The sequence below is a fragment of the Streptomyces albofaciens JCM 4342 genome (genome assembly GCF_008634025.1).
Lineage (GTDB): Bacteria > Actinomycetota > Actinomycetes > Streptomycetales > Streptomycetaceae > Streptomyces > Streptomyces albofaciens.
Genome location: NZ_PDCM01000001.1, coordinates 1116221 through 1133127 on the forward strand (window position 1 = coordinate 1116221; position 16907 = coordinate 1133127).

Here is a 16907-nt window from a genome sequence, read left to right on the forward strand (position 1 = left end):
TGCGGTGATATGTGTCTACGGTTTCGTGGCATTCGGGTGAACCGGCGAAACTGAACTTGCGGACGCGAGTTGTCCAGGACGCTCCGGAAACGGACACTCCGCTTCGAGAAGGGTGAATCGTGATCAAGAAGTTCCTGGCCACCACGGCCGTAGCTGCGTCCATCGTCGGTGTCTCGGCCATGGCGGCTCCGCAGGCCATGGCGGTCGGCGACGGACGCGGCACATCGACCGCCAACGGCAACGGCGCGGGGCAGGCGTTTGGCAACTCCGAAACCGAGGGCGACATGTCCCCGCAGCTGAGCCTGATCCAGGGCACGCTCAACAAGCCCTGCCTCGGCATCCCGATCCAGAACGTGCAGAACATCGTGGCGCTGATCAACATCGGCGTACAGGACATCCTGTCCTCGGACCAGAACCAGCAGTGTGTCGAGAACTCGACCGAGTCGCAGGGCGACCAGGCGCTGTCGCACATCATCGACAAGCTGCCGCTGCTGTCCGAGAACGGCGTCAACAACAGCTGAGCCGGAGTACCGTAAAAGGCCCGGGACGTCGGTTCTCTCCTCCTGATCGACTCGGGCCTTTGCGCTTGACGAAAAGCGCGCAGTTCCGGCTGGTCTTCTATCCTGGCCCGCGCTGAACCATCTGGGCGATTCCTCGTGAAAATCGACTTCTCGGGAGTTTCGTCAGCGCGGACGAATCGTTACGAATATTGGTGGCGGTGTTACGGGCAATCCTGAGGACGCCCGTGCGGCACGAAGGACGTGACCGTTTCAGACTCCGCTGCGGAAAGGGCTGAAAGTGAAGTACGCGAAGGTTGCCGCAGTCGCTGCTGGAACGCTCATGGCGGTCGGGGCCGCCACCCCGGCGTTCGCCGACGCGGGTACCTCGGGCGCCGCGCAGAATTCCCCCGGCGTCCTCTCCGGCAACGTCCTGCAGATCCCGATTCACATCCCGGTCAACCTCTGCGGGAACTCGATCGACATCATCGGGCTGCTGAACCCGGCGTTCGGCAACACCTGCGTCAACGACTGACGTATCGCGTCGGACGGGTAGCAGAGGATGGAGCGAAAGGCCCCGGCGCGCCAGCCAAGCGTGCCGGGGCCGGTCGCGTTCGAGGGGGCCGGGAAGCGGCGAAACGGTTGGGTTTCTCTTTCGGGCCGAAATCGTTGAACACCAAAAGGGCGGTGGTCCGGGCAATGCCGGAAAGGTCGCGCGGCGCATTGGCTTGCGATCGCCGAAAGCACCGCTCAGGAAAGGACAGCGGAAAGTGAAGTACGCAAAGACTGCCGCGTTTTTGGCTGGTTCCGCCATGGCCCTGGGAGTGGCGTCCCCTGTTTTCGCCGGTACCCCGGGCCAGGGGCCGAGTTTCAGCATCAACGGTGGGCTTGCGGAAGCTCTGAAGAACAAGCAGCTGGACGGCCGACAGCTGGACCCGGTGGTCAGGACGGTCGAGGAGACTTCCAGTGACCTCCAGGATTCCCCCGCCACGAGGAAACTGGTGCGCGCCGTCGGTGATGTCGCCCAGAAGACGCCGGGGCTCAAGGGCGTCGAGGTGGCCAAGGCGTCCGGAAAGTAGCCCGTTCCGCGATTTGCTGCCGGTCGCGGCCGAATTCCCGGGGCGTCACGGTCAGTAAGAGACGGCCGCTGTGCCGGTCGGCGGCACAGCTGTTCCCCTCAGTTGTGCACCACATCATTTGAGTGATGGAGCAAAACCAAGCTCGGCACACCGAGTTGTTCACACTGCCCCGGGTGAAGAGCATCCCGAAACGCGAAGGATCACACATGATCAAGAAGGCGCTGGCAACAGTAGCCACGGCTGCTTCTGTCGTAGGTATCGCGGCCGCCGCCGCCCCAGAGGCATCGGCGGTCGGCGACGCCCGCAAAATCGGCACCTATAACGGCAACGGTGCGGCCCAGGTGTACGGCAACATGTCCACGATGGGGAACATGAGCCCGCAGTTCGCGCTCATCCAGGGCTCGTTCAACAAGCCCTGTATCGCGCTGCCGGTCCAGGACGTGCAGAACCTCGTGGCCCTGGTCAACATCGGTCTGCAGGACATCCTGTCCTCGGACCAGACCCAGACGTGTGTCGAGAACTCGTCCCAGGTCCAGGGTGACGGGCCGCTGTCGCACCTCATCGACAAGCTCCCCATCCTCTCCGTCAACGGCACCAACAACCAGTGACGGGCACCGTCGCCGCGTGAACGGTGTGAGGGCCCGCAATGCCGCCGGCCGGCAGCGCGGGCCCTTTTCCTGTGCCGCCGCCGGCGGCCGCGCCGCGGTCAGCCGGTCTCGTCGTCCGGCTTCTCCAGCAACGCACGGCGCAGACTCATCAGGGCCTCGAAATCGGCGACCCGGGCAAAGCGGCCGAGCAGGGTGTCGACGCCGGCGTCGTCGCCGCGGCGCACCGCGTCGACGATTTCCTCTTGCACGCGAGTCGCGTCCCTCGGGGCTGCCATACGTGAATCTTTGTCCTTTCGCTGTCCGGCGGACCGGGGAATCGTCCCCGTCCGGTGCCGCCGAAAGCCACACGGAAGAGTGGGACACCGGTCCGGGAACTGGAATGTCGATCTGTTCGGGTGATGATGCGCAACTTTCCCGGCCGTGACCGGTTGTTGCTTACAGGGCTCCCTTCGTCATGGGAGTTCATTTCCTGAAGGGGTTTCGAGATGAACAAGATGATGGCGGGCGTGGCGGTTGCCGCGTCTCTGGTCGGTATCTCCGCGGCGGCCGCTCCGCAGGCCATGGCGGTGGGCGACGGCCGTGACACGGGGACGGCCAACGGCAACCACTCGGCCCAGTCGTTCGGCAACAACCGCACCGAGGGCGACATGAGCCCGAGCGCCACGCTCATCGGCAACTCGCTGAACAAGCTCTGCATCGGTATCCCGATCCAGAACGTGCAGAACATCGTGGCGCTGATCAACATCGGTGTACAGGACATCCTGTCCTCGGACCAGAACCAGCAGTGTGTCGAGAACTCGACCGAGAGCCAGCAGGACCAGCACCTGTCGCACCTCATCGACAAGCTGCCGCTCCTCTCCCAGAACGGCACCAACAACGAGTGACCGTCACCGGCGGCCGAAGCGCCGGCCGCCGAAATCCGTTGAGGGACCGCACGCCGCCCGCGTACGGTCCCTCGACGGCGTCCGGGCACCTTCTCGGCCTCCCGTACGTCCTCCATACGGAGATCTACCGGCGCACATCGTTCGCGCGCAGGATTGACCACCGGCGGTAGGGGTGAAGATCCTGCTCAAGAACTAGAACGCGCTTTTGCCAAGCCATTACCCTTGTGGGAAGGCCGCGCACGGCGGCCATGGAGGAGTGAGATGAGGAGCAGCAACCCGGTCTTCTCGCGACGGGGGTTCAGCCGCGACAACAACGGCTACGCCGGCTTCAACGCGCCGCCGCAGGCCGGGGGCCCCGCAGCGAACCCCTACGCCGGAACGAACCCGTACGCCCAGCCCGGCAACCCCTACGCCCAGGACGCCGCCCAGGCCGCCCAGGCGCCGTCGTACGCGCCGCAGACCGGCCGGATGACCATGGACGACGTCGTGCTGCGCACCGGCATGACGCTCGGCACGGTCATCGCGGGTGCGGCCGTCGGCTGGATCTTCCTGACCAAGAGCCTCGGCTTCGCCGTCGCCGCCGGCCTGATCGCGATGGTGCTGGGCTTCGTCCAGTCCTTCAAGCGCAAGCCGTCGCCGGCCCTGATCCTGACCTACGCGGCCTTCGAGGGCATCTTCCTCGGCGCGCTCAGCGGCGCGATCAACGACCTCCCGAAGCTGAGCGGCGCGCCCATGCAGGCGGTGATGGGCACCATGGCGGTCTTCGTCGCCATGCTCGTCGCCTACAAGACCCGCATCGTGCGGGTCACCGCCCGCTTCACGCGCTACCTGCTCATCGCGATGCTCGGCTTCGTGCTGCTGTCGATGGTCAACATGCTGTTCATGGTCTTCGGCGGCGGTGACGGCCTCGGCTTCCGCAGCGGCGGCCTGGGCATCCTGTTCGGCGTCGTCGGCGTGGTGCTCGGCGCGCTGTGCCTCGCCCTGGACTTCAAGCAGGTCGAGGACGGCATCGCGTACGGCGCTCCGCGCGAGGAGTCCTGGCTGGCCGCGTTCGGCCTGACGGTGACCCTGGTGTGGATCTACACCGAGCTGCTGCGGCTGATCTCGATCCTGCGGGACTGACGCGGCGCCGCCGGGCTCCCGGGCCCGGCGCCCGGTGCACGGACATGACGAAGGGCCCGTGGGGAACTCCCCGCGGGCCCTTCGGCGTTCCGGGCGGGCACGGTCAGAGTTTGCGCGCTGCGCGCCTGAGGTCGTATTCGTGGACGATCGCCTTGGCGTGCCCGTAGGCGAGGTTGTGCTCGCCCCGGAGCCAGCTGACCTTCTCCTCGAAGCGGAAGAGAGCGGGGCCTTCGTCTACCGTGCGAAGCCAGTCGGACACTTCGCGACCGGTGCAGTGGGGGATACGGGAGAGCAGGTTCCGGTGGGTCTCTTCGGAGAAGAGTTGAGACATCGGCGCCTCCGGACGCGTTCGATGCTGGTCCTTCAGCCCACCGTGCCTGACCGTTCGGGTGTTGGCAACCACCCGGGAGTGGCGCATAAGCTCGGCCTGTGCTTGACGTGACGCCTTTGCAGACCGCTGTGGACGCCCTCGCCGACCGCCTGCGGGCGCTGCCGCAGAGCACTCTGGCGCGCGGTGCGGCGGCCGAAGCGCTCGCCCTCGCCCGCGAGTTGGCGGACCGGGCGCAGCGCCTGGAAAACCCCCGGCGGGAACCGTACGAGCTGCCGGACGCGGGGATGTTCGCGGTCGGCGACCAAGTGGCGGTGGCCGGGCACGACTTGGTGGAGGCGGTGCGCGCCGCGGGGGACGAGCGGGCGCTGACGTCGGCGCTGGAGCTGGTGCGGGCGGCCGCGGGGCGCTGCTGAGGCCGCCGGGGAACGGCTGCTTCCGGCCGGATGTCCGGCGGGACGCGAGGATTCCCGGCGGGACGCGAGGCCTCCCGCCGGCCGTCGGCAGCGCTCAGAGGGACGCGATGACGCGGTCCGCGAGGATGTAGACGCTTTCGGTGGTGGCGGGGCCCCAGGAGAAGGTCAGGGCGAAGGCGCCGGAGACGCCGGAGCCGCCCAGGAGGACCGGGGCGCTGCCTTCGCGCAGGGCCGCGGCGACGCGCTCGGCGGTCTCCCGGTGGCCGGGCGTCATGCAGATCGTGGTGCCGTCGGTGAAGACGTACACGTCCAGGGTGCCCAGCGGGCCGGGGCGGACGTCCGCGAGCGGGGTGCGGTCGCGGGCCAGCTCCTCCAGGCGGTTGACGGTGCGCTCGTGGTCGCCGATGGCGGGCGACGGGGTGAAGTCGGGGTGCGAGGGGTGGCGGCGGCGCGCGGCGGCCAGCTCGGCGGACTCGGTCTCCTCGGCCGTCTCGCTCTCCAGCGCGTCCACCGGCTCCAGGGCGCCCGGGCCGTCCACGGCGTACGGCGCGTCCGGGCCGAGCAGCGGCTCCAGCCCGGCCAGGTCGGCCTGCCGGGGCAGGAAGAACGGGTCGTCCAGCCGCTCGTGCGGGTCGAGGTGGTCGGTGCCGCCGTCCAGCGGGCCCAGCAGGGACGGGGCGTCGGCGGCGTCCCGCGCCTCCTGGGCGGCCCAGAAGGCGCGCGCCTCGGCCAGTTCGCGCTCCCGCTCCTCGGCCAGCGCGTCGGCGACGGCGGCCCGTATGTCGGCGAGCGCGTACTCGGCGGCCGGGGCCGGGCGGGCGGCGGGGATGCTCGCGGCGACGGCCTGCGCCCGGGCCTCGGCGCGGGTCTCGGCGTGCGCGGCGAGCAGTTCGGCGCGCAGCCCGGCGACCTGGCGGCGCAGCGCGTGGGCGGTGTACAGGGCGGCCGCTCCCAGGGCCACGGCGACCGCCGCGGCCAGCAGCAGGGCAAGAGTGATGGCGCTCACTGACGTACTCCCATTAGCAGAATGTCCCCCGACTTCCTACATCAGGCTGCCGGTCGTCGGCGACCGGTCCCAGTGGCCGAGGGCCTGAGCTGGAGGGGGATTTGGACCTGGTGCGTTCGGGTGACACCGCGCTGACCTGCGGGGACACCCCACCTTGGGGGGTTTGGTCACAATCCATGGGGGGTTTTGATCGCGATCTCGTCAACCGGTGAGCCAGGTCACCGATGGTCGCTCTGTGTGCGTCAGTTGGGACACAGGGTGCGGAGGAGGCGCGCCCGTGGGACGTGTGCGGCGCGCGGGGCGGAATGGGCGCCCCACCCGGGGCGCGCGGGGCGGGACGGGCGCCGCACACGGGGCGGGCGGCACCCGCTCCGTACGGTCACCCGCCCCGTACGCCGGCGGACCGCGGGGCTCAGCTCAGGCGCTCGATGACCATCGCCATGCCCTGGCCGCCGCCCACGCACATCGTCTCCAGGCCGAACTGCTTGTCGTGCCACTGGAGGGAGTTGATCAGCGTGGTGGTGATGCGGGCGCCGGTCATGCCGAAGGGGTGGCCGACGGCGATCGCGCCGCCGTTGACGTTCAGCCGGTCCAGGTCGATGCCGAGGTCCCGGTACGAGGGGATCACCTGGGCGGCGAACGCCTCGTTGATCTCCACCAGGTCGATGTCGGAGATGCCCAGGCCCGCGCGCCGGAGCGCCTGCTTGGACGCCTCGACCGGGCCGTAGCCCATGATCTCCGGCGACAGGGCGCTGACGCCGGTGGAGACGATCCGGGCGAGCGGGGTCAGCCCCAGCTCGCGGGCCTTGGTGTCGGACATGATGACGAGGGCCGCGGCGCCGTCGTTGAGCGGGCAGCAGTTGCCGGCCGTCACCAGGCCGTCGGGGCGGAAGACCGGCTTGAGGCCCTGCACGCCTTCGAGGGTGACGCCGGGGCGCGGGCCGTCGTCCTTGCTCACCACCGTGCCGTCCGGGGTGGTCACCGGCGTGATCTCGCGCTCCCAGAAACCGTCCTTGATCGCCTGCTCGGCGAGGTTCTGGGACCGGACGCCGAACTCGTCCATGTCCTGGCGGGTGATGCCCTTGGCGCGGGCCAGGTTCTCGGCGGTCTGCCCCATCGCGATGTACGGGTCGGGCAGCAGGCCGTCCTCGCGCGGGTCGTGCCAGTCGGCGCCCTCCTGCTCGGCGCGGGCGGCGGTGCGCGCCTCCGCGTCGGCGAACAGCGGGTTGTGGGTCTCGGGCAGCCCGTCGGAGGTGCCCTTCACGGAGCGCGAGACGGTCTCGACGCCGGCCGAGACGAACACGTCGCCCTCGCCGGCCTTGATGGCGTGCAGCGCCATCCGGGTCGTCTGGAGGGAGGACGAGCAGTAGCGGGTGACCGTACAGCCGGGCAGGTGGTCCATGCCCATCTGCACGGCGACGATCCGGCCCAGGTTGTGGCCCTGTTCGCCGCCCGGCAGACCGCAGCCGAGCATCAGGTCGTCGATGTCCTTCGGGTCCAGCGCGGGGACCTTGGCGAGCGCGGCCCGGATGATCCCGGCGGTCAGGTCGTCCGGGCGCACGTCCTTCAGGGAGCCCTTGAAGGCGCGGCCGATCGGGGAACGGGCGGCGGACACGATCACGGCTTCGGGCATGACGGCTCCTGGGGAAGGCGGGCGGACGGGCAGGACTGTGGGGGAAGTTACCCGGCCGTAAGGCGGAGGTCACGCAGTCGGCGCTGTGAGACGGGACTCTTTTCTAAGCGGATGCTTATCGCGGTGGGGCCGCGCTCCGGCGGCCCGGCTCAGTCGCCCCGCGGCGCGCGGCCCGTCGCGTCCGCCGCCTCCGAGGGTTCCGCCGCGGGAATCTGCCGTCGGCGCCGGTGCTTGAGCAGGGCCCACGGCGTCCGGGTCGGGGTGACCTCCGTACCGCCCTCGTCGGCGGCCTGGGCGGCGGCCTCGGCGACCGGGAGGATGCCCTCGCGGCGGTACGCCTCCGGGCGCTCCTCCTCGGGCCACAGGCCGAGCGCCGCGCAGAGCGTGGGCAGCACGGCCATCGCGGCGGTGGCGTAGCCCTCGGCGGAGGGGTGGTAGTTGTCGGGGCCGAACAGCTCGCGCGGGTGGGCCTCGAACTCGGGGCCCAGCAGGTCGCCGAGGGAGACCGTACGGGCGCCGTGCGCCACCACGCCGATGGTCTGCGCGGCGGCGAGCTGCCGGGACAGGCGGCGCGCGACCCAGCGCAGCGGCTGGTAGACCGGCTCGATGGTGCCCAGGTCGGGGCAGGTGCCGACGACCACGGCGCAGCCGGCCTCGCGCAGCCGCCGCACCGCCTCGGACAGCAGGCGCACGGAGCGGGCGAGCGGCATGCGGTGGGTCACGTCATTGGCGCCGATCATGATGACGGCGACGTCGGGCGCGGGCTCCGGGCCCTCCAGGACGAGCGTGACCTGCCGGTCGAGGTCGTCGGACTGGGCGCCGGGCAGTGCCACGTTGCGCAGGTCGACCGGGAGCTCCGCGACGGCGGCGAGGCCGGAGGCGAGCAGGGCGCCCGGCGTCTGGCGGGGGCGGTGCACGCCCTGGCCCGCGGCCGTGGAGTCGCCGAGGAAGCACAGCCGCAGCGGCGGCCGGTCGGTGCGGTGGGCGAACGCGGAGCCGTAGCGGCCGTCCGCGCTGGGCGGCACGGCGCTGGAGCCGCCGACCGTACGGCGGGCGAGGCGGACCTCGGTCAGCAGCAGGCCGACACCGGCCACGCCGAGCAGACCGATCCCGCCGCCGCCCACCGCGGCGGCAGCGGCGATCCGCCGTGCCACCCTCGCCCTGGACATCGTCATCGGCATAAGGCCGGGCACCTCCCCGTGCAGTGCGTTCGGAACAGTGGTGGCGGTGGATGGGTGGAGCCGGGCCGGAGCCGGCCGCGGGGCCCGGTACGGGATGTCTGGTGGCCGGAACAAGAAGCGCTACAACAAGGTGGTGCCCCGTCGGGCGGGCCGCGCAACGCGCGGCGCCCTCCCGGGAGCGGGCAATAGGCTGGTCGGATGGGCGCAGGACAGCGCGCCCCCGACAGCGGAGACCACCGTGCAGTTTTACGAATCCATGATCGAGCTCGTCGGCGACACCCCGCTGGTGAAGCTCAACAACGTCACCCGAGGCATCCAGGCGACCGTCCTGGTGAAGGTCGAGTACTTCAACCCGGGCGGGTCCGTGAAGGACCGGATCGCGGTGCGGATGATCGAGGCCGCCGAGCAGTCCGGCGAGCTGAAGCCGGGCGGCACCATCGTCGAGCCGACCTCGGGGAACACCGGGGTGGGCCTGGCGATCGTGGCCCAGCAGAAGGGCTACAAGTGCATCTTCGTCTGCCCGGACAAGGTGTCCACCGACAAGATCAACGTACTGCGCGCGTACGGCGCCGAGGTCGTGGTCTGCCCGACCGCGGTGGACCCCGAGCACCCGGACTCGTACTACAACGTCTCGGACCGGCTGGTCCGTGAGACCCCGGGCGCCTGGAAGCCGGACCAGTACAGCAACCCGAACAACCCGCGTTCGCACTACGAGACGACCGGTCCCGAGCTGTGGGAACAGACCGAGGGAAAGATCACTCACTTCGTCGCGGGCGTCGGCACCGGCGGCACCATCAGCGGCACCGGCCGGTACCTGAAGGAGGCCAGCGAGGGCCGGGTCAAGGTCGTCGGCGCCGACCCGGAGGGCTCGGTCTACAGCGGCGGCTCGGGCCGCCCGTACCTGATCGAGGGCGTCGGTGAGGACTTCTGGCCGAGCGCCTACGACCGTACGGTCGCGGACGAGATCGTCGCGGTCTCCGACAAGGACGCCTTCCAGATGACCCGGCGGCTGGCCAAGGAGGAGGGGCTGCTGGTCGGCGGTTCCTGCGGCATGGCGGTCGTGGCGGGCCTGGAGGTGGCCAAGAAGCTCGGCCCGGACGACGTGGTGGTCGTCCTGCTGCCGGACAGCGGCCGCGGCTACCTCAGCAAGATCTTCAACGACGAGTGGATGGCGGACTACGGCTTCCTGGAGGACGCGGGTCCCGCGGCCCGGGTCGGCGATGTGCTGCGGCACAAGGAGGGCGCGCTGCCCTCGCTGGTCCACATGCACCCGGAGGAGACGGTCGGCGAGGCCATCGACGTGCTGCGGGAGTACGGCGTCTCGCAGATGCCGATCGTCAAGCCGGGCGCCGGGCACCCGGACGTGATGGCCGCGGAGGTCGTCGGCTCGGTCGTGGAGCGGGAGCTGCTGGACGCGCTGTTCGCGCAGCGCGCGTCGCTCGGGGACCCGCTGGAGAAGCACATGTGCCCGCCGCTGCCGCAGGTCGGCTCGGGCGAGCCGGTCGGCGACCTGATGGCGGTCCTGGAGAAGGCGGACGCGGCGATCGTGCTCGTCGAGGGCAAGCCGAAGGGCGTGGTCAGCCGGCAGGACCTGCTGGCGTTCCTGGCGCGGGAGGCGAAGCAGGGCTAGGAGGCCCTGAGGGCGGCGGGCCAGGTTCCGGGTTGCTCCGCGCCGAGGACAGCCGGCGTCAAGTGACCGTCAGGAAACGGGCGGCCGCCGCAAGGTGTACGTATGCGTCACGTGTCCGCAGCACGGGCTTAACACTGACCGGGCACATTGGTGACGGTGGCGATACGGACTTCCGGAGCGGCTCCCGGACCTTCCGCAGATCGCCCGGACGCGCGGACCGGCCCCGGCCGGCGCGCGTCCTCCGCGGGGACCGCCGTCGTCCCGCCCCCGGCCCGGCCGGGGTGCGGCGGTCCCCGCGCCACCACGCCCGTGCGGGGGCCGGACCGGCCGCCCGCCTAGTCCCAGCCGTCCTCGTCCCGCTTGCGGTCCTGGCGGGGGCGCTTGAAGAAGCCGGACGCGTGCACCGCGTTGACGGCGACGATGCCCGCCCAGCTGACGATCAGCCCGGTCAGTCCCGCGTTGGCGCTCCCGATCGCGGACAGCGGGACCGCGAGGACCAGCGAGACCGTGGCGAAGCCGAAGCGCTCCGCATAGCCGCCGCCACCGCCGGGCGCGCTCCGCGGCCGGGGCGGCTGCGCACCGCGCGCGACCTGCATCTGCTGCTCGGCGAACTGCCGGCGCACCCGCTGGTCGACCGTCGTGTCGAGCTTCTCCAGGAAGGACTCGACCAGCTCGGACTCGTACTCCGGCCCCAGCTCCTTGCGCGTCTGCAGGGTCGCGTCGAGTTCTTTCCTCAGCTCGGGGTCATGGGTAGCCATGCTGCCGAGACTACGGGCGGGGACCGGGCCGCGCGGTAGGGCTTTCCCCCGTATTCGCGGGGGAGGGGCCCGCGTCCGGGGGAGAGGAACCCGTGCCCGCCACCGTGGCGGGCGGTACGCGGCCGGTGTCGCGGCGGGCGGCCGCCCAGTACAGGACGGCGGGTACGGCCAGCCCGACGAGCCAGGACACGTCGGCGCCGCCGAGCGGGTCCACCAGCGGGCCGGTGTAGAAGTGCGTGGCCAGGAACGGGAGCTGGGCCAGCACCCCGAGGCCGTAGACGGCCAGCGCCCTGCCGTTCCAGGCGCCGTAGCGGCCGGCCGGGTCGCTGAGCGCGGGGATGTCGTAGCGCTCCTTGGAGATCAGGTAGTAGTCGACCAGGTTGATCGCCGACCACGGGGTGAAGAAGGTCAGCAGGAACAGCAGGAAGTCCTTGAACGAGGTGAGGAAGGAGTCCTTGCCGAGCAGGGCGACGGCGGTGCCCGCGAGCATGATGCCGGTGATGTGGGCGGCGCGGCCGCGCGGTGACAGGGTGCCGCGGCCGCGGAAGCCGCTGACGCCGGTGACCAGCGACATGAAGCCGCCGTAGGTGTTCAGGACGTTGATGGTCAGCTTGCCGAGGGCGATGACGAAGTACAGCGCCGAGGCCGCGAGGCCGGTGCCGCCGAGGGAGACGACGTAGGAGACCTCGTGGCCGACGAAGGCGGTGGGCGCCGCGGCGGCCGCCAGCGCGCCGAAGGTCATCGACCACTGCGACCCGAGGACCGAGCCGGACAGGGTCCACCAGAAGGTGGCCCGGGTGGAGGTGTGGCGGGGCAGATAGCGGGAGTAGTCGGCGACGTACGGGCCGAAGGCCAGTTGCCAGGAGGCGGACAGCGAGACGGCGAGCAGGAACAGCGGGAAGGAGAAGGACCGGTCGTGCAGCAGCGCGGCCAGGTCGGCGCGCTCCAGCAGGCGCGCGCCGAGGTAGAGGAAGGCCAGCGCGCACACGATGCTCGCTACCCGGCCCAGCATGTGGATGAGCCGGTAGCCGACCGCCGCGGCGACGGCGGTGACCGCGGCGAAGACCAGGATGCCCGGGGTGTCGCCCAGCTTCGTCAGCTCGCCGACCGCCTGCCCGGCCAGCACCGTGCCGCTGGCGAAGAACCCGATGTACATGACGATCACGAGCGCCAGCGGCACCACCGCGCCCCGCACCCCGAACTGGGCCCGCGAGGAGATCATCTGCGGCAGGCCCAGCCGCGGCCCCTGCGCGGAGTGCAGGGCCATGACCGCGCCGCCCAGGACGTTGCCGAGCAGCAGCCCGAGCACGGCCCACAGCGCCCGGGCGCCGAAGACGACGGCCAGCGCGCCGGTGACGACGGCGGTGATCTGGAGGTTGGCGCCGAGCCACAGGGTGAACTGGCTGACCGGCGTGCCATGGCGTTCGGCGTCCGGTACGACGTCGATCGAGTGCCGTTCCACCACTGCCGCCATCGGCCGCCCTCCTCGCTCCGGCTGTATGGGCTCATGCAGGATCGGCGCGGGTGAATGGAGAAATCAATACCCCGGACCGGAAAAGGTGGCGCGGGGGCCGCCGGGCGCCGGGCCGGCCGTACCGGGCTCCGGGGGCCCGCCGGGCTCCAGGGGGCGGAGTTCGTCCGCGTACGAGACGGAGAGGCGGCGCATCAGGCCGTCCTCGGTGATGGCGTACTGGCCGAGCCGCCACAGCGGCGGCGAGTAGGCGTGCAGCGAGACCGTGTCGTCGGTCGCGCCGGTGAGGCGGTGGATGTGGTCCGGGCCGAAGCAGAAGGCGGCGCCGGAGCCGAAGGCGGTGCTCAGGTGGGCGCCGCCGATACGCGGGTTGGACTCGGTGAGCACTCCCTGCACCACGCGCACCGCGCCGGACGAGAGGTCGTGGTCGTGCCAGCCGGTGTCGCTGCGCCGGGTCCAGCACAGCAGCCAGACGTCGACGTAGGTGTCGCGGTGGAGGGACGCGTAGTGCCGCTCGGTGTCGGAGAAGGCGACCTCGTCGCGCCACAGGCCGGGGGAGTCGGCCAGCCGCTCGACGAGGGAGCGCAGTTCGCGCCGGTCGAGGTTGCGGGCGGGGAGGGCGGCGAAGAGGCCGGGGAGCCGGGGAGGGGCGGTGCGCGGGGCCGGGCGGTGGGGCGTGCGGGGTTCGGGCATTACGGGCGGGCTCCTTTCGCCGGGCCGAGGAGGCGGGCCGGGTTGGCGGTGCGCAGGGCGTGCACGGCGGCGGCGCCGAGGCCGGGCACGTCCGGTACGGCGTACGGGCGGTCGCTGCCGAAGACCACGGCGTCGATGCCGACGGCGCGGACGACCGTGTCCACGGCACGCGTGCCGTAGGAGGAGGTGTCGTAGAAGACGCCGGGGTCGATGCGCCCGCGGTCCTGCCCGCCGCGTGCCGCCAGCCGTTCGCCGTGCAGCGGGGCGAGGCCCGCGAGGGCGGCGAAGCAGACGCGCAGGTGCGGGTGGCGGGGGCGGCCGAAGGCGCGGAAGGCGAACCAGGCGGCGTGCAGCTGCTGGAGGTAGGGGACGAGGGCGGGCCACCACGGCGGGCTGCCGGGCGGGGCGGGTGGCGCGGCTCCGGGGTGGATGAACAGGGGCCGGCCGAGCCGGGCCACGCCGTCGAGGAGCGGCCCGCAGCGCTTCCACCCGGCGGCGTCCATCAGGGCGGTGGCGGGGAGCTGGAGGCCGACGCAGCCGCGGTGCAGCAGGCGTGCGACGGGCCGGGGATCGGGGACGGGGACGGACAGGCAGGGGGAGGCCCACACGCCGAACGGGGCGGGCAGGGCGAGCGCTTCGTCGTGGAAGGCGTCCAGGAGCGGGGCGGCTTCGGCGGGCGGCAGGAACTCGATGCCGAGCGGGCTGGAGAGCGCGAGCAGGGCCCGGCCGAGGCCGTCGGCGCGGGCGCGTTCCGCACGGGCGGCGGGGTCGTGGTCGGCGGGGTCGACGGCGTACGGAGGCTCGCCGGGCAGGTGCAGCGTCCGGCCGTCGAATCGGGGCGGCGCGGTCCGCGTACGCAGCAGCGCGAGGAACCGTGGCGGCCAGAGGTGCTGGTGGACGTCGGTGGGCACGGGCTTCCTCCGGGAGGGCTGTCCGGCCGAGTGGCTCGGTCGGGCGGGCGGCTCGGTCGGCCGGGATAATCGGCCCTCGGAACGGTCCGGAACAAGGGAAGTTAACCGCTTCAGTTACGCGATTGAGTGAAGCGATTAACCCGAAGGCGTGTCAAGGGAACGGCGGGGGCGGGCACGCGCACGGCACGGCGTCCGCGCGGACCGACGCGCGGGTTCGGGCAGCCCCTTGGGTAGGCTTCCGGCATGGCCAGGCCCCGTAAGCGCACCACCCTCCGCGAGGTGGCCGAGGCCACCGGGCTCTCCACCGCCGCCGTCTCCTACGCCCTGCGCGGCACGCACGTCTCCAAGGAGACCGAGGAACGGGTGCGCAAGGCCGCCGCCGAACTGGGTTACGAGGCCGACCCGATCGCCCGCGCCCTGGCCAGCGGCCGGACGAGCATGGTCGGCGTACTGGCCGGCGACCTCCAGGACCTGTGGCAGCAGCAGCTGATGGCGGCGATAGGGCGGGAACTGCTCGCGGGCGACCGCTACGCCCTCATCCTCGACGCGGGCGGCGACCCGCAGCGCGAGCTGGCCCTGGCCAAACAACTCCGTGACCAGCGCGTGGACGGACTGCTGGTGTCCCCGGTCGACCCCTCGGCGGCGGGCTGGGCGCGGATCGCCGAGGCGGTGCCGGTGGTCTCCATCGGCGACTCGCTGCGCCGCGCCCGTACGGCGGGCGAGGTGCTCTTCGACAACCGCGCCGGCATCGACGCCGTACTGGAATACCTGACCGGACTGGGCCACCGCCGGATCACGGTCCTGACCCCGACCGGCCCGTCCACCCCCGACCGGCCCGCCGACGTGTACGTACGGGAGGCCGCCGGACGGCTCGGCATCGCCGCCGAAGTCCTCCCGTGCGCCCAGGAACTGGGCGAGGCGACGGCGGTCGCGCGGCGCGTGCTGCGCGACGGCGGCGCGGACGGGACCCGCCCGACGGCGGTGTTCTGCTTCTCCGACTCGATCGCGTACGGGGTCTACGCGGCGGCGGCCGAGGCGTCGCTGAAGGTCGGCCGGGACATCTCGGTGGTCGGCTTCGACGACCACCCCGTCTCCCAGGTGCTCACCCCGCCCCTGACGACGCTGGACTGGGGCCTCGGCGGCATCGCCGAGGAGGCGGCGCGGCTGGCCGTCGCGGCGATCGAGGGACGGCGGGTACGGCGCAAGCGCATGCTGTGCGCGCCGCGGCTGAGCGAGCGGGGCTCGGCCGTACGGGCCTGAGGGGCGGCGGTCCCGGGCGCCTCACGCGGGGACGGGCAGTCCGAGGGCGCGGAACGTGACCCGCTGGTCGAACCACAGCAGCGCGACCGTCACACCGCCCATGACCGCCGCGAACACGAGGTGCCCGGCCGCCGACGCGACCTGAGCGCCGAGCGCCCCCAGCAGAAGGTGCGCCCCCATCCGGAAGGCGATCAGCCCGAAGGCGATCAACCGCGTACGGGAGTTCTTCAGCAGTGCCCTCACCAGCTTGATCCGGCGGCGCAGCACGGTCAGCCCGACGACGATGTTGACCGCGGCGAACGCCAGGACCACCGCCCAGGCACCGGACCACGCGTGACACAGGTCGTAAGCGGCCCCCAGCACCCCTTCGAACGCGAAGAACCACACCGGCAGCGGCTTCACCTTCGCCGGCTCCTCCGCGGAGACCTGCCGCCCCGCGTCCTTCCGAGCCTTCGTGAAGATCTGCATGCTGCCCGCCCCTGATGGTGAAGTACCGCTGTTCCGTGATGCCTTCATCCTGCTGAGGCGCGGGGCTGCGCGGCAGCGTCAAGTGTCCTCGGCCGGCCGGGACGAATGTCATGGGGCGGCGGCAAGGCCGAAGTTGTGCGGTTCGTCCGCGAGTCTCCGGAACCTTTCGTCCCGGCGAGGTGTCTCACGGTACGGCCCGTGCCCGGCGAAAAAGGAGCTGTTTCCGGATGGTGCGTCGCGTTCGTGTACTGCTGCTGACCGTCTTACTGCTGGTGACGGGCTCGGTGATGACGGCCGTGCCGGCCTCCGCCGTCATCGGCGGGTCCAGGAGCACCTACGGCCCGTGGGCGGTGCGCATGCTCGTCGACGGCAAACCGGAGTGCACGGGGACGGCGGTCGCCCGGGAGTGGATACTCAGCGCCTCCCACTGCTTCTACGAGCAGGCCGAGCCGATCGCCGACAAGCGGATCTCCTTCCGGGTCGGCGACCTCGACGTGCGCAAGGGCACCACGGTCCGCCCGGTGCCCGGCAAGCGCGTGGGCAGCGCGCACGCCGACATGATGCTCGTCAAGGTCCCGCCGATGAAGATCCCCACGGCGCGCCTGGCCACGGCCCCGGTCCACATCGGCCAGACCGTGCGGCAGTACGGGTGGGGCGCCACCTGCACCGACGACGAGAACAGCTGCCAGTCCCCCGTCCTCAAGCAGTCCAGCCTGCGGGTCGTACGGCCGGACGACCCCCGGTGCGAGGGCCACACCGCACCGGGCGGCCCGGACTTCTGCATGGAGAAGGTCTCCGGGATCCCGGCCGGCGGCGACTCCGGCGGCCCGGTGATGAGCATCGCCCCGCACGGCTCGGAAACCCTCCTCGGCGTCTTCAACGGCTCGGACCGGGAGACGGTCGCCCAGGCCGGGGAGGTTTCCCAGCAGCTCGCCTGGATCCGCTCGGTCATCCGGCGCTAG

The 16907-nt window shown here is 71.6% G+C and carries 20 protein-coding genes; 10 read left to right on the forward strand and 10 right to left on the reverse strand.

The annotated features are described in order from the left end of the window. Positions 1-119 precede the first annotated feature (119 nt). The 4 genes from CP973_RS05235 (at position 120) to CP973_RS05250 (ending at position 2184) form a co-directional block, all read left to right on the forward strand. A complete protein-coding gene (locus tag CP973_RS05235) occupies positions 120-521 on the forward strand; it encodes a rodlin (RefSeq protein WP_060728591.1) in 402 nt (133 codons plus the stop codon). 277 nt (positions 522-798) lie between these two features. Continuing rightward, on the forward strand, positions 799-1032 hold the full coding sequence (locus CP973_RS05240) for a chaplin (RefSeq protein ID WP_150237977.1): 234 nt from the start codon (positions 799-801) through the stop codon (positions 1030-1032). Between the two features lie 277 nt (positions 1033-1309). Continuing rightward, positions 1310-1576, forward strand: coding sequence for a hypothetical protein (locus CP973_RS05245; RefSeq protein WP_244409287.1), 267 nt, complete (start codon positions 1310-1312; stop codon positions 1574-1576). Between the two features lie 206 nt (positions 1577-1782). Continuing rightward, on the forward strand, positions 1783-2184 hold the full coding sequence (locus CP973_RS05250) for a rodlin (protein WP_150237981.1): 402 nt from the start codon (positions 1783-1785) through the stop codon (positions 2182-2184). Between the two features lie 98 nt (positions 2185-2282). Here the strand turns inward: CP973_RS05250 and CP973_RS39855 are convergent, their stop codons facing one another. Continuing rightward, entirely contained in the window at positions 2283-2432 is a 150-nt protein-coding gene (locus tag CP973_RS39855; protein ID WP_158712074.1) for a hypothetical protein, read from the reverse strand. Between the two features lie 237 nt (positions 2433-2669). Between CP973_RS39855 and CP973_RS05255 the strand changes: the two genes are divergently transcribed. Continuing rightward, on the forward strand, positions 2670-3068 hold the full coding sequence (locus CP973_RS05255) for a rodlin (RefSeq protein WP_053701067.1): 399 nt from the start codon (positions 2670-2672) through the stop codon (positions 3066-3068). A gap of 261 nt (positions 3069-3329) precedes the next feature. After that, positions 3330-4190 (forward strand): Bax inhibitor-1/YccA family protein, encoded by an 861-nt coding sequence (locus CP973_RS05260; RefSeq protein WP_150237983.1) that lies wholly within the window; start codon positions 3330-3332, stop codon positions 4188-4190. A 103-nt stretch (positions 4191-4293) separates the two neighbouring features. Here CP973_RS05260 and CP973_RS05265 read toward each other — a convergent pair whose 3' ends face one another. Then, a complete protein-coding gene (locus CP973_RS05265; RefSeq protein WP_003984087.1) occupies positions 4294-4521 on the reverse strand; it encodes a DUF4287 domain-containing protein in 228 nt (75 codons plus the stop codon). A gap of 98 nt (positions 4522-4619) precedes the next feature. Between CP973_RS05265 and CP973_RS05270 the strand changes: the two genes are divergently transcribed. Next, positions 4620-4934 (forward strand): hypothetical protein, encoded by a 315-nt coding sequence (locus CP973_RS05270; protein ID WP_150237985.1) that lies wholly within the window; start codon positions 4620-4622, stop codon positions 4932-4934. 94 nt (positions 4935-5028) lie between these two features. On the opposite strand, the gene CP973_RS05275 is transcribed toward CP973_RS05270, so the two are convergent. The 3 genes from CP973_RS05275 to CP973_RS05285 all read right to left on the reverse strand — a co-directional run bounded on the left by CP973_RS05275 (position 5029) and on the right by CP973_RS05285 (position 8742). Then, positions 5029-5940, reverse strand: a complete 912-nt coding sequence (locus CP973_RS05275; protein ID WP_150237987.1) for a hypothetical protein — start codon at positions 5938-5940, stop codon at positions 5029-5031. Between the two features lie 412 nt (positions 5941-6352). Beyond that, positions 6353-7573, reverse strand: coding sequence for an acetyl-CoA C-acetyltransferase (locus CP973_RS05280; protein WP_150237989.1), 1221 nt, complete (start codon positions 7571-7573; stop codon positions 6353-6355). 149 nt (positions 7574-7722) lie between these two features. Beyond that, positions 7723-8742, reverse strand: a complete 1020-nt coding sequence (locus tag CP973_RS05285; protein ID WP_150237991.1) for an SGNH/GDSL hydrolase family protein — start codon at positions 8740-8742, stop codon at positions 7723-7725. A 250-nt stretch (positions 8743-8992) separates the two neighbouring features. Here CP973_RS05285 and CP973_RS05290 point away from each other — a divergent pair, with 250 nt between their 5' ends. Next, entirely contained in the window at positions 8993-10384 is a 1392-nt protein-coding gene (locus CP973_RS05290; RefSeq protein ID WP_150237993.1) for a cystathionine beta-synthase, read from the forward strand. A 335-nt stretch (positions 10385-10719) separates the two neighbouring features. On the opposite strand, the gene CP973_RS05295 is transcribed toward CP973_RS05290, so the two are convergent. The 4 genes from CP973_RS05295 to CP973_RS05310 form a co-directional block, all read right to left on the reverse strand. Beyond that, positions 10720-11142, reverse strand: coding sequence for a hypothetical protein (locus CP973_RS05295; RefSeq protein ID WP_150237995.1), 423 nt, complete (start codon positions 11140-11142; stop codon positions 10720-10722). Between the two features lie 10 nt (positions 11143-11152). Beyond that, complete coding sequence (locus CP973_RS05300; protein WP_150237997.1) at positions 11153-12616, reverse strand: purine-cytosine permease family protein; 1464 nt, start codon at positions 12614-12616, stop codon at positions 11153-11155. A gap of 63 nt (positions 12617-12679) precedes the next feature. Then, positions 12680-13306 (reverse strand): cysteine dioxygenase, encoded by a 627-nt coding sequence (locus CP973_RS05305; protein WP_244409288.1) that lies wholly within the window; start codon positions 13304-13306, stop codon positions 12680-12682. Next, positions 13306-14217 carry an amidohydrolase family protein gene (locus CP973_RS05310; RefSeq protein WP_150238000.1) on the reverse strand — a complete coding sequence of 304 codons (912 nt, stop codon included), beginning with the start codon at positions 14215-14217 and terminating at the stop codon, positions 13306-13308. The genes CP973_RS05305 and CP973_RS05310 overlap by 1 nt, the downstream gene beginning before the upstream one ends. Positions 14218-14460: 243 nt before the next feature. Between CP973_RS05310 and CP973_RS05315 the strand changes: the two genes are divergently transcribed. Next, a complete protein-coding gene (locus tag CP973_RS05315) occupies positions 14461-15477 on the forward strand; it encodes a LacI family DNA-binding transcriptional regulator (RefSeq protein ID WP_150238002.1) in 1017 nt (338 codons plus the stop codon). Positions 15478-15498: 21 nt separating this feature from the next. Here CP973_RS05315 and CP973_RS05320 read toward each other — a convergent pair whose 3' ends face one another. Then, the gene (locus CP973_RS05320; protein WP_244409289.1) at positions 15499-15945 is read right to left on the reverse strand and encodes a hypothetical protein; all 447 of its coding nucleotides are present in this window, start codon (positions 15943-15945) and stop codon (positions 15499-15501) included. Positions 15946-16172: 227 nt separating this feature from the next. Here CP973_RS05320 and CP973_RS05325 point away from each other — a divergent pair, with 227 nt between their 5' ends. Further along, positions 16173-16907, forward strand: coding sequence for a S1 family peptidase (locus CP973_RS05325; RefSeq protein ID WP_150238004.1), 735 nt, complete (start codon positions 16173-16175; stop codon positions 16905-16907).

Excerpts from the sequence above, each read along its gene's own strand:
- CP973_RS05285 (WP_150237991.1), bottom strand. The coding sequence starts at position 8,742 with ATGTCCAGGGCGAGGGTGGCACGGCGGATCGCCGCTGCCGCCGCGGTG.
- CP973_RS05315 (WP_150238002.1), top strand. The coding sequence starts at position 14,461 with ATGGCCAGGCCCCGTAAGCGCACCACCCTCCGCGAGGTGGCCGAGGCC.
- CP973_RS05265 (WP_003984087.1), bottom strand. The coding sequence starts at position 4,521 with ATGTCTCAACTCTTCTCCGAAGAGACCCACCGGAACCTGCTCTCCCGT.
- CP973_RS05245 (WP_244409287.1), top strand. The coding sequence starts at position 1,310 with ATGGCCCTGGGAGTGGCGTCCCCTGTTTTCGCCGGTACCCCGGGCCAG.
- CP973_RS05300 (WP_150237997.1), bottom strand. The coding sequence starts at position 12,616 with ATGGCGGCAGTGGTGGAACGGCACTCGATCGACGTCGTACCGGACGCC.
- CP973_RS05255 (WP_053701067.1), top strand. The coding sequence starts at position 2,670 with ATGAACAAGATGATGGCGGGCGTGGCGGTTGCCGCGTCTCTGGTCGGT.
- CP973_RS05325 (WP_150238004.1), top strand. The coding sequence starts at position 16,173 with ATGGTGCGTCGCGTTCGTGTACTGCTGCTGACCGTCTTACTGCTGGTG.
- CP973_RS05305 (WP_244409288.1), bottom strand. The coding sequence starts at position 13,306 with ATGCCCGAACCCCGCACGCCCCACCGCCCGGCCCCGCGCACCGCCCCT.
- CP973_RS05320 (WP_244409289.1), bottom strand. The coding sequence starts at position 15,945 with ATGCAGATCTTCACGAAGGCTCGGAAGGACGCGGGGCGGCAGGTCTCC.
- CP973_RS05280 (WP_150237989.1), bottom strand. The coding sequence starts at position 7,573 with ATGCCCGAAGCCGTGATCGTGTCCGCCGCCCGTTCCCCGATCGGCCGC.
- CP973_RS05295 (WP_150237995.1), bottom strand. The coding sequence starts at position 11,142 with ATGGCTACCCATGACCCCGAGCTGAGGAAAGAACTCGACGCGACCCTG.
- CP973_RS05250 (WP_150237981.1), top strand. The coding sequence starts at position 1,783 with ATGATCAAGAAGGCGCTGGCAACAGTAGCCACGGCTGCTTCTGTCGTA.
- CP973_RS05260 (WP_150237983.1), top strand. The coding sequence starts at position 3,330 with ATGAGGAGCAGCAACCCGGTCTTCTCGCGACGGGGGTTCAGCCGCGAC.